The sequence below is a fragment of the Rhizobium leguminosarum bv. viciae genome (assembly GCF_012276115.1).
Taxonomy (GTDB): domain Bacteria; phylum Pseudomonadota; class Alphaproteobacteria; order Rhizobiales; family Rhizobiaceae; genus Rhizobium; species Rhizobium leguminosarum_T.
Genome location: NZ_WIEU01000001.1, coordinates 290736 through 302133 on the forward strand (window position 1 = coordinate 290736; position 11398 = coordinate 302133).

The window sequence follows — 11398 nt, forward strand, 5'->3', positions numbered from 1 at the left end:
ATGGCTGCCGTCCAAACCCGTTCCGAACGCGCGCTGAACCGGGTGGCGATCGCCGCCGTATTGATCATTACGCTGATCTTCCTGGCGCCGATCTACTGGATCACCTCGACGGCCTTCAAGCCGCGCAATCTCGCTACCACCATTCCGCCGACGGTGCTCTTCGAGCCGGAACTCTCGCCCTTCGTGAAGCTCTTCACCAAGCGCTCGCAACTGCGCGGGGCGCCGACCCCCGAAGAATATGCCGCCGCCCCCTGGTGGGAGCGGATGGTGTTCGACGGCGGCGAGAAGATCGTTCGCTCCGGCCGCGGCGAGGTACAGCCATCCGGCTATCCGAACCGCTTCATGAACTCGCTGATCGTCGCCATCACGTCCACGGTGCTGGCCGTCGGCATGGGAACCTTCACGGCCTACGGCTTCTCGCGCTTCAAAGTGAAGGGAGAGGCAGACCTTCTCTTCTTCATCCTGTCGACGCGCATGCTGCCGCCCGTCGTCGTGGCGATCCCGATGTTCCTCATGTACCGCGTCGTCGGCCTCAACGACACGCATTGGGGCCTGATCATCCTCTACACTGCCTTCAACCTTTCCTTCTCCGTTTGGCTGATGAAGGGCTTCATCGACGAGATCCCGAAGGAATACGAGGAGGCCGCACTCGTCGACGGCTACACGCGGATGGAGGCCTTTTTCAAGATCGTCATCCCGGAAGCGGCCACCGGCATCGCCGCGACTGCGGTCTTCTGCTTCATCACGGCCTGGAACGAATATGCCTTTGCGCTGATCATGACGAACCGGCGCGCGCAAACGGCTCCACCCTTCATTCCGAGCCAGGTCGGCTCAGGCCTGCCGGACTGGACGGTAATCGCCGCCGGCACGTTCCTGTTCCTGCTACCGGTCGCCATCTTCACCTTCCTGCTCAGGAACCATCTCCTGCGCGGCATGAGCTTCGGAGCGATCCGCAAATGACCTTCCGCGCCTTGAACCAGAAATATCTCGAACCCGGTTCGCAGTATCTGATGATCCTCGGCATCATCGCGCTCTGCCAGCCCTGGAACCTGTTTCTGCATCGCTATGGCATGACGATGACGCTCGTCGGACTGATCGCCTTCATGGTGACGACCAAAATCCCGCGGGACGCGCAACCAGACGAAGGCAGCCATTCATGACGCAGATCGAACTTCGCGGGATTCAGAAATATTTCGGTGCCGTCCAGGTCATCAAAGACCTTAATCTCGCCATCGCCGACAATGAATTCATCGTGCTGCTTGGACAATCGGGCTGCGGAAAGACGACGACATTGCGAGCCGTCGCGGGGCTGGAGACGATTGATGAAGGCGACATTCTGATCGACGGGCAGCCGGTGCAGCATATCAAGGCATCCGACAGGGATATCGCCATGGTATTCCAATCCTTCTCGCTCTATCCGCACATGACGGTCTACGAGAACATCGCCTTCCCGCTCCGCGCCACCCGGATGAGCCGTGCCGATGTCGATGCGTCGGTCCGCGAGATCGCCGCTGTGCTGCGCATCACCGGTTTGCTGGCCCGTAAGCCCTCGGCGCTGTCCGGCGGCGACATGCAGCGCGTCGCGATCGGCCGCGCGCTGGTGCGACGGCCAAAGGCCATGCTGATGGACGAACCGATCGGTGCGCTGGATGCGAAGCTGCGCGAGGAGATGCGGGCGGAAATCAAGCGTTTGCACATCAAGCAGGGTTCAACCACCATCTACGTGACGCATGACCAGGTGGAGGCCATGTCGCTCGCCGACCGCATCGTCATCATGCACGAGGGCATCCTCCAGCAGATCGGCACGCCGGAAGAGGTTTACGCGCAACCCGCCAACACGTTCGTCGCCCAGTTCGTCGGAAGCCCGGTCATGAACATGGCGCCGGCGATCGTCAGCGCGACGGGCAGCCATACCAGCGTGCAGGTCGGCGACGGGACGACGGGCTTCGAGTTCCCCGCCGTGCTGGCGAACCGCCTCTCCGACGCAAGGGCCGAAAACGGCAAACTGACACTCGGGGTCCGGCCTGAGGGCGTGCTTGTTTCACGGGAGGCCCGCGAGGGCTTCATGCCGGTCGAAGCGCATATCATCGAGCCTCTCGGTTCGCACGACATCGTGGACCTGAAGGTCGGTCACCAGATGATCAGGGCACGCACCAAGAGCGGTTTCGTGCCTGGTCCCGGCGAAGCCGTCTGGGCACGCATCGACCCCGCCCAGGCACATTTCTTCAACACCGCGACCGGCTCGTCGCTGGGGATCAGACTCTGATGGCGCATATCGAACTCAAGGGCATCACCAAGACCTTCGGCAGCCACACGGCGCTGAAAAACTTGAACATCGACATTGCTGACGGCGAGTTCTTCGTGCTGCTCGGGCAGACCGGCGCCGGCAAGACGACGACGCTGCGCCTGATCGCCGGTCTCGATAAGCCGACAGAAGGCCAGATCTTCATCGACGGGCGGGACGTCGCCGACTGGGGTGCCGCCGAGCGCGATGTGGCCCTGGTGCTCCAGCAATACTCGCTTTACCCGCGCTATACGGTGCGGGAGAACCTGGAATTTCCATTGAAATCCCGTATCCGTCGCGTTGAGCCCGGAGAAATCAAGGAGCGCGTCGACCGCGTTGCGAAGACCCTGCGCATCGAGCATCTGCTCGACCGCAAGACGGACCGGCTGTCGGGAGGCGAGATGCAGCGCGTATCGATCGGCCGGGCCATCGTGCGCAAGCCGCGGGTCTTCCTGATGGACGAACCGCTTTCGGCGCTCGACGCGAAGCTTCGCGAAGCACTTCGCACCGAGCTGAAAAACCTGCAGATGAACCTCGGCGCGACCTTCCTCTTCGTCACTCACGACCAGATAGAGGCCATGTCGATGGGCGACAAGATCGGCGTCCTGAACAATGGTCAACTGGTGCAGACGGGTACGCCGCAGGAGATCTACCAAAACCCGGTCAACACCTTCGTCGCGCGCGCGGTCGGCTCGCCGCCGATGAACCTGATTGCCGGCACGCTTGCCGGCGGCGAGGCAGTGGCCAGCGAGGGCTACCGGCTGCCCCTCGGCAACGGACACGGGATCGCGACAGACGGTCGCCCGCTCACCTTCGGCATCCGTCCCGAGGACATTTTTCTCGATAGTGGCGCGCCCGGCGAAGCACGGGTCCACGACGTGGAAAACCATGGTGTCGAAAAGATCGTGACGCTGCGCACCGGCGAGAAGTTCATCCACGCGACCGTGCCGACACAGACGGCGCTTCGGATCGAGGATGAGGTTCGCTTTTCGTGGAATCCGGAAAAGGTCGTGCTGTTTGACGCCGGAAGCGGTGTCAGCCTGCGGCACGCGGGCTGACCTCAACGGTCCGAAAGATGCCAGCGGTCTCGGCGGCACGACAGGGGCAGCGAGCGTTTCGAGTTGTCGCGACTTGGCGCTATGCGGGAAAACGCCGGCGGTAGTGTTCTACCACTTCGGGATTGCGCAAGTTGACGGGCAAGTCGCCCTTGATGACGCGCAGGGCTTCGCTCGCCGCGCCTGTTCCCATGCGCATCATGCTCTCTTCCGTCAGACCAGCCAGATGCGGCGTGACGATGACGTTGTCAAAGCCGAAATAGGGATGGTCGAGCGGCAGCGGCTGCGTTGCGAAGACGTCGAGCGCGGCTCCGCCGATGCGGCCGTCGCGCAGCGCCTCGATCAACGCCGCGTCATCGATCACCGGGCCGCGCGAGACGTTGACCAGAATGGCCGCGGGCTTCATACGCCCGATGCGCCCGGCATTGATCAGACCGGTCGTCTCCGGCGTCAGCGGGCAGCAGAGCACCACGATGTCGGCCGTGGCAACAAGCTCATCGATCGCCAGGAAACGCACGCCGTCCGGCACGTTTTCCGGCGACCGGCTCGTGGCGACCACCTCCAGACCGAAGCCGAACTTCGCGATCTTGAAAATCGCCTTGCCGACATTGCCCATACCAACGATGCCTATGGTGCGGCCGGCGAGGTCGACGGCCGTGTCCGATTGGGCGCGGCCCGCCACCCAGCCGCTCTGACGCAGTTCGCGGTCCATCAGCCGGAAGCGCCGAAGCAGGGCCAGTGTCACGAGGAAGACGTGCTCGGCGACAGTCGAGGCATTGGCGCCCGGGACGTTGGCGACAAGCACGCCGGCACGGGTCGCCGCATCCAACGGCACCATGTCGAGCCCGGCGCCGTGGCGGATCGCAGCGCGAAGCGCCGGCGCATCCTCGAAGAAGGCCGGCGGGATCGGCGCGCGTACGACGACGATGCCCGCGCCGCGGCCTTCTCGCAGCAACGTTTCGGGATCGGGCGCGGAAGCGACGCGCAGATCACCCGCAGCCTCAAGCATGGACTTGGCCGCGGGGTGCAGGGGATGTGTGGAAAAGATGAAGCTCATCGGCCCTCCCGCCGGTTGCGCCTATTCGGCTGCCGTCGCTGGACCACCGATGAGACCCTTCCAATAGCTTTCCGCACCTTGAAGATGCGCGCTCATCAGCGCCTGGGCGAGATTGCCGTCTCGGGCAAGCAGCGCCTCGTAGATGCGGATATGTTCTTCATGCGAGCGCCGGCTGCGGGCGGGATCGGCAAAATAGATCGGCAGGCGGTGCTCGCCCATGACGTAATAGACGCTGCACACCCGATGGAAGACGCTATTCTTGGTGGCCCGGACGATCTCCAAATGGAAATCCCGGTCCTCACGCGCCAGCCCCTCGCCCGCGGCAAGCTTCGCCTCCGACGCTGCGAGGATATCGCGCAAGTGCTGGTAATTCTCCTCCGTCGCCCGATCGCAGGCGAGCTCCGCGGCCTTGATCTCATGGATCTTGCGAAGCTCCACGGTCTCATAGATCAGGATGGGATCAAGCGGCACGCCGGCGCGGGCAAAAAGCGCCATTGCCTCCACGCTCGCCTCCGTGGTCGTCAGATAGATGCCCGACTTGGCCCGGCGCTCGACGATGCGCATTGCCTCCAGAATGGCCAGTGCCTCGCGAACCTGGCCCCGGCTGACGCCGAAATGCTCGGCAAGCTCTCGCTCCGAAGGCGTACGGCCGTTGCCGCTCGAGTTCGAGAAAAGATGGGCCGCGAGATCGGAGAGGAGGGAGTTTTCTTTCATCGTCACTGTCTTTGCGCGTGAGTCTCCAGGACCCGCTGATTGATCGTGAAGCCCAGGCCAGGCCGGTCCGGGATCTCTATCATACCGTCCTTCACCGACACAGTGTCCTCGACAAGATCATGGATCATCGGATTTGCGCCGAGGGAATATTCGATGATGAAGCTTGCCGGGGAAGCCGCGCACAAGTGCAGGCCGGAAAAGAAGCAGGGCGCACCGGCCCAAAGATGCGGCGCGAAACGGAGATTGAAGGCGCTGGCGAGCGAACTGATGCGCATCGCCTCCGTAATGCCGCCGCAGAAGGCGGGGTCCGGCTGGAATATGTCGGCGGCCCGAAGCATGGCAAGATCTCGGAAGGCAAAACGCGTCGCCTCGCTCTCGCCGGCAGCGATCGGCACGTTCCCAGCCGCGCGCACCTCCGCCATGCCAGGCTTGTCATCGGCTATCACCGGCTCCTCGAACCAGGCGAGGTCGCAATCGGCAACCATCTGGATGAAGCGCTTGGCATCGGCAACAGTATACGTCCCGTGCGCATCGACCATCAGGTCGACGTTGGGCCCGACCGCTTTGCGCGCCGCCCGCACGCGCGATGCCGAGACATGCGGCGCACGATCCATCGCGCCGACGCGCATCTTGACTGACTTGAAACCGCCGGCCGCGATATAGGACCGGAGTTGATCGCCGATCCGCTCCGCACTCTCCCAACCACCCGAGGCATAGGCGGGCAACCTGTCGGCCTTACGGCCACCCAGCAGCTTCCAGACGGGGACGCCGAGCGACTTGCCGAGAATGTCCCAGAGCGCTATGTCGACCGCGCTGATCGCCGCGACGGAAAGGCCGCGCCGCGCGATCTCGGGCATGGCGTGACCCGAACGCGCCGCCGTCTCGTGGCGTACGCCGTTGTAAAGCATCTCCCATATGGTGGATATGTCGGCAGGATCGCGGCCGATGAGCTGCGGCCCCACCTCGTGGTTGATCATGTGGACCAGCGTGCCGTAGGTGCCCGCACTGCCCGCGGCATTCTTACCCTCTCCCCAGCCCACGATGCCGTCGTCCGTTTCGATCCGCAGGATCGCGCTATCGAAGGTCGTCAGTCGGCCGAAGTCGCTGCGGTGCTGACGGCTTGCCTCGATGGGAATTTTAATCCACCAGGCCTCTACGGTCTTGATGCGCATGTCTCGGATCCCCTGCCCCTCACGGCCCGCGAGCCGCAGGGCATATGTCTTTCCGTTCGTTACTTGATCAGCGGCAGGATCGTCTCGGCAGTGATCCGCATCTGATCGTCGTAGAACTTCTCAGTGAGAAGGCTCGAGCCGTGATCCTGGATGAATTTCAGCTGCTCCGGGGGTATGTCGACAGGGTTTCTCTCGACCATGTCCGGATATTTGGCAGCCGGCGTCCGGTCGACCGGAGCGACGAATTCGTTGGTGACGGCGCCGTCGTAACCGATCTCCTTCAGCGTGCCGATGATCTTTGGCCAGTCGAGATGGCCGAGGCCGGCGGCAAAACGATTGTTATCGGCGACGTGGAAATCGAACAGGCGCTTTCCAGCGAGCCGGATCGCTTCATACATGTCCTCCTCCTCGATGTTCAGGTGGAAGGCATCCAGGCACACACCACATTCAGGGCTGACGGCATCGGCGAGCGCCAGCGCTTGGGCGGCACGGTTGAAGAAATAGGTCTCGAAACGGTTGAGCGGCTCGACGGCAATGCGCACACCCCTCTTCTGCGCATGGGCAAAACACTCCCTGGTGGCGTCCACCACCCATGTCCACTCTTCCTCCTCGGTCCCATCCGGCACCACCTTGCCGACGGTCGCCGGCACCAGGGTGACGATCTCGCCATCGAGTTCGCTGACCATGGTGATGACGCTCTTGACATAGTCCACCGACTTGGCGCGCTGGCCTTCATCCCTGGCGGCAAGATTTCGCTCGCCGAGCGTCAGCGTAACGGCGCCCCAGCAGCGGATGCCATGCTCCTTCAGCAGCACACGTGTCTCCTTGACGTCGTACTGTGCCGGTTCGCCGGATATCTCGATGCTCTCGTAGCCATATTTCTTGATGCGCTTCAGCGTGACGGCGAGCGGTTCCGCCCGCATCCAGTTGTGTGTGGAAAGATGCATGAGGTTCCTCCTAGGCTGTTGCGGCCACGCTCGACAGCCGCTTGGCATCGAAACGTCACCTTATCGCTGGCCAATCCCGTTGCTGCCGCAATCTGGTTTGGCCAATTCTTGTTGTCTGAAAGATCTAACCCAATTCCCGAGCCTCTGCAAGACGGCCTTGAAACACCGATACATCCGCCGCATTCGGTTGTTTATTGCGACATTTCACCGCTTATGCACGGAATCCTGGCTCCAAGCGGCGAGCACCGCAGCTTGACCTGATGCGCAAATTTGGTATGACCAGATCTGAGGATGTTGATCGGCTTAAGCCGCCGCACAGTGGCCGCAAGGCGAAGGGGGAGAGATGAAGATCGGGATGTGCATGTTCCTCTGGACGACAGCTGTCGGCAGCAAACACGAGGCATTGTTGCGCGATATCAAGGCCACGGGGTTTGACGGCGTCGAGATCCCGATCTTTTCGGGCGCACCCGACGACTACCGGCGGCTAGGGGCCTTGCTCGACCGGATCGGCCTGGGACGGACCGCCGTTTCCGCCATGGGCGACCCGCAGATGAATCTGATCGCCCCCGACGCCGCGACCCGCAAGCGCGGCATCGACTACGTGAAATGGGCAATCGACTGCAGCGATGCGCTTGGCGCGACGATGCTGAGCGGGCCGCTGCATTCGACGCTCGGCAAATTTTCCGGCAGCGGGCCGAGCGCGGCTGAACTCAAGCGCTCGGTTTCCTCGCAACGCGCGATCGGCGATCATGCAGCAAAGCACGGCGTAACGATCGGGCTTGAGGCGCTAAACCGCTTCGAATGTTACCTGTTCAACACGATGGACGACCTTAAGGCCCATATCGACGCGGTCGGACATCCGAATATCCGCGCCATGTACGACACCTTCCACAGCAATATTGAAGAGGCCGATCCCATCGGCGCCTTCACGCGAAACAGTGACCGCATCGTGCATGTCCACATTTCGGAGAACGACCGCGGCGTACCAGGGCGTGGCAACATTCCCTGGCCCGAGACGTTCAAGGCACTACGCGCGAGCGGCTACGACGGGTGGCTGACAATCGAGGCCTTCGGTCGGGCGCTCAAGGAGCTTGCCGCCGCGACAAAGGTCTGGCGCGACTTTTCCGAGACACCTGAAGCGGTCTATCGCGAAGGCTACCGCCATATCCGCGATGGATGGCACGCGGCGGCATGAATACCAACCGATTCTCGCCGCGGTCGATAGGGGAACCGTCGGCCTGAACGCTGCACTGGCAGGCCACGCCTTACGCCTGAGCAATCACTTCTGCCTGCTCTCATTGACCACCAGGTTCCCTTGCATATCGGAGGGATTTCCGAAGGCGTCCGCTCAGGAGACATCCCCTCAGGAGACCAGGGACATCGGCGGGCGAAGCGCCGCCGCCACATACCTCCGAGCGTCATTGACCGACAGGACCTAGCGGCCAGTCACCTCGATGATCTCGCCACCCTTTGCGCATGTTGGCAATGCTGAATTCGCCGGCCGCTCAATGTTGGGATAACAGTATCACGCGTAACGATGGCTTCGCACGGCCGCCGGGCATCGATTTTTTGAAGCCAACCAAGCTCCTCGTAGAATCTGTAGTCCATGTCATTGATTCCTCGTCCGGTGCAAATCGAGATTGTAGTTCTCTAGAATCCGTGAGATTCTTCAAAGTCGGATGAAAATAGCGTGCGAACAACAAAGCGTCTCGACGTTTTCGGCGGGCGTCCAAACGCAGGTCGTGCCCTGATTGTCTGACGGGCTGCTTAACCCGCCAAGGGAGGACGACGATGACTGTACGGCCAGACCGGACTTTCCACGCGACTGCCAAGCTCGCAATGCAGGCGCCAGTCGAAAATTTTGCGTACACTTTGATGTTGAGTCCCGACTTCTCTCGGCCTGATGGATTAGCAATAGTTGACGTAGACCCGAAGTCAAAGGACTACGGCAAGGTCATCCATAGCGTGATAATGCCAAACAAGGGCGACGAGTTCCACCACTTCGGCTGGAACGCGTGCTCTTCGGCCCTTTCGCCGCTGAACGGTCACCCGTTTCTCGAGCGCCGGTTTCTGATCATCCCCGGTATTCGATCTTCGCGCATCTACGTGATAGACACCAAGGGCGGACCGACCAAAGCCAAAATCCACAAGGTCATCGAGCCAGAAGAAGTGTTTGCCAAGACGGGCTATTCTAGGCCTCATACGATTCACTGCGGTCCGGAAGGTATTTATGTCTCGACGCTTGGGGGCGGTGGCCCTGAGGGCACCGACGGACCTCCCGGCATCTTTGTCATGGATTGCGAGACGTTCGATGTCATCGGGCGCTATGAGATCGATCGTGGGCCACAGGACAAGCAGTATGATTTCTGGTGGAACCTGCCACGCGACTACATGGTATCGAGCGAGTGGGCACTTCCGCCGCAGTTCGAGAAGGGCATCGTCCCGGAAGATCTCCTGTCGAACAAATATGGACACCGGGTGCATTTCTGGGATTTGCGCGAACGCAGGAACGTGCAGACCATTGATCTGGGAGCCAATCACCAGATGGCACTGGAAGTCCGCCCCGCCCATGACCCGGTAAAAGAATACGGTTTCCTTGGAGTGGTCGTTGACACGACAAACCTTGAGGGATCGATCTGGACATGGTGGCGCGAGGACGGCAAATTTCATTGCGAAAAGACGGCGACTATCCCGCCCGAGGCAGCCGCGAAAGATGACCTCCCCCCGCTTTTGCAGGGCTTCGAGGCGGTCCCGCCGCTGGTAACCGACATAGACCTATCGCTCGATGACCGCTTCCTCTACGTATCCTGCTGGGGGACCGGTGAGATGCGCCAATATGACGTCACCGATCCTATGAAGCCTAAGCTTGCAGGGTCCGTCCATATTGGCGGCATCACGCGCAAGACCAAGCATCCCGGCGGCGGCGACTACAGGGGCGGACCGCAGATGGTCGAGATCAGCCGCGACGGCAAACGCGTTTACTGGACCAACTCCCTGTATTCGACCTGGGATGACCAATTCTATCCCGATGGCATCCCGGCAGCCATGGTCAAGGCCAGTGTCGGCGAGAACGGTGGGATCACCCTGGACAAGGACTTTTTTGTCAAGTTCCCCGAGGGGTATCGCTCGCACCAGATTCGTTTGGAAGGCGGCGATTGCTCAACGGATTCATTTTGCTATCCATCGGTGTAACGGACTGCTCGGATCAATGAAGCGATGAGCGAGTGGACGACTGCCGGGTCTCTCTGGTTGGCCGTCATCGCCAGCGGCATTTATCATGGCGTCAACCCCGGCATGGGCTGGCCGTTGGCCGTCTCGGCCGGACTGTTGGACAGACGAGCCAGCGAATTGTTCCGGGCGCTCGGCCTTTTGGCAATGGGCCACTTTGTGGCGATGATTGGCATCCTGCTGCCCTTCGGCGCCATGCTGACGCTGATTGTCTGGGAACGACAGATCCGCATCGCAGCCGGGTTGATCGTGATCGCAGCCGGAATCTATCTCTTGATCAACCGGCGCCACCCGCGTGTTCTTGCCCGTATCCCGCCGGCGCAACTGGCGTTGTGGTCCTTCGCGGCTGCCACCGCGCATGGCGCCGGGCTGATGCTGGTGCCAATTTATCTAGGCCTGTGCTTGGCCGCGGAACCGGATGTCGGACACCGAGCGGCTGCCACGCTCATGACTGGTAATCTGATCACCGCGACCGCCGTCTCCGTGGTCCACGCGGCCGCTATGATTGTAAGTGGCGGCGTTATCGCCATTGCCGTCTATCGATGGCTCGGACCCAAGTTCATCTCACAAAGCTGGTTCAATCTCGATATCGTGTGGGCCGCGAGCCTGATCCTGGTGGGGGGAATAGGGATCGCGAGTCTCGGATTCGCTCAGTAGGCCTGGGGCCCCTCGATGGTAACGACAAGCGCATTGCTCCGCTTTTGATCGCGGTTGTCCTCGCCTTAAAAGGCGCTGATGCCAGCCCTCGTTTTCTTGGCGGCAGCTGCAGGATTAATCGTTATTTCTCGCCAGACTTATGGGGGACCGACCTTCCTTGCGGTCGCGCTCCGTATGCTGATCAATCTAGGCGAGGTGGTCTTTTCAAATGGCCAGATCACGATGATCACGGCAAAACGCAAAGCGTATGTTCAGCGGCTCCTGGACAAGAGGGCGGAGCAAAC

The 11398-nt window shown here is 61.5% G+C and carries 11 protein-coding genes; 7 read left to right on the forward strand and 4 right to left on the reverse strand.

Translation table 11 applies throughout. From position 1 onward, the window contains the following. Genes GFM02_RS01370 through GFM02_RS01385 form a run of 4 tightly spaced genes read left to right on the forward strand, consistent with a single transcriptional unit; the run spans window position 1 to window position 3342 of the window. Complete coding sequence (locus GFM02_RS01370; RefSeq protein ID WP_017956808.1) at window positions 1-960, forward strand: carbohydrate ABC transporter permease; 960 nt, start codon at window positions 1-3, stop codon at window positions 958-960. After that, window positions 957-1160, forward strand: coding sequence for a hypothetical protein (locus tag GFM02_RS01375; protein WP_057470785.1), 204 nt, complete (start codon window positions 957-959; stop codon window positions 1158-1160). Before GFM02_RS01370 ends, GFM02_RS01375 begins: the two co-directional genes overlap by 4 nt. After that, on the forward strand, window positions 1157-2266 hold the full coding sequence (locus tag GFM02_RS01380; protein ID WP_168320532.1) for an ABC transporter ATP-binding protein: 1110 nt from the start codon (window positions 1157-1159) through the stop codon (window positions 2264-2266). The genes GFM02_RS01375 and GFM02_RS01380 overlap by 4 nt, the downstream gene beginning before the upstream one ends. Beyond that, window positions 2266-3342: an ABC transporter ATP-binding protein gene (locus tag GFM02_RS01385; RefSeq protein WP_168302755.1), complete on the forward strand. Its 1077-nt coding sequence runs from the start codon at window positions 2266-2268 to the stop codon at window positions 3340-3342. Before GFM02_RS01380 ends, GFM02_RS01385 begins: the two co-directional genes overlap by 1 nt. A gap of 79 nt (window positions 3343-3421) precedes the next feature. Here GFM02_RS01385 and GFM02_RS01390 read toward each other — a convergent pair whose 3' ends face one another. The 4 genes from GFM02_RS01390 to GFM02_RS01405 are packed head-to-tail and all read right to left on the reverse strand — an operon-like array spanning window position 3422 to window position 7229. Then, window positions 3422-4396, reverse strand: coding sequence for a hydroxyacid dehydrogenase (locus GFM02_RS01390; protein WP_168320533.1), 975 nt, complete (start codon window positions 4394-4396; stop codon window positions 3422-3424). Between the two features lie 21 nt (window positions 4397-4417). Continuing rightward, window positions 4418-5110: a FadR/GntR family transcriptional regulator gene (locus GFM02_RS01395; RefSeq protein WP_026264551.1), complete on the reverse strand. Its 693-nt coding sequence runs from the start codon at window positions 5108-5110 to the stop codon at window positions 4418-4420. 2 nt (window positions 5111-5112) lie between these two features. Further along, on the reverse strand, window positions 5113-6282 hold the full coding sequence (locus GFM02_RS01400) for a mandelate racemase/muconate lactonizing enzyme family protein (protein WP_168320534.1): 1170 nt from the start codon (window positions 6280-6282) through the stop codon (window positions 5113-5115). 59 nt (window positions 6283-6341) lie between these two features. Then, window positions 6342-7229, reverse strand: coding sequence for a sugar phosphate isomerase/epimerase family protein (locus GFM02_RS01405; RefSeq protein WP_168320535.1), 888 nt, complete (start codon window positions 7227-7229; stop codon window positions 6342-6344). A gap of 343 nt (window positions 7230-7572) precedes the next feature. Here GFM02_RS01405 and GFM02_RS01410 point away from each other — a divergent pair, with 343 nt between their 5' ends. The 3 genes from GFM02_RS01410 (at window position 7573) to GFM02_RS01420 (ending at window position 11114) form a co-directional block, all read left to right on the forward strand. Beyond that, the gene (locus tag GFM02_RS01410) at window positions 7573-8424 is read left to right on the forward strand and encodes a sugar phosphate isomerase/epimerase family protein (protein WP_168320536.1); all 852 of its coding nucleotides are present in this window, start codon (window positions 7573-7575) and stop codon (window positions 8422-8424) included. 596 nt (window positions 8425-9020) lie between these two features. Further along, window positions 9021-10421: a selenium-binding protein SBP56-related protein gene (locus GFM02_RS01415; protein WP_163873069.1), complete on the forward strand. Its 1401-nt coding sequence runs from the start codon at window positions 9021-9023 to the stop codon at window positions 10419-10421. Between the two features lie 24 nt (window positions 10422-10445). Beyond that, window positions 10446-11114, forward strand: a complete 669-nt coding sequence (locus GFM02_RS01420) for a hypothetical protein (RefSeq protein ID WP_168267021.1) — start codon at window positions 10446-10448, stop codon at window positions 11112-11114. The last annotated feature ends 284 nt before the right edge of the window (window positions 11115-11398 follow it).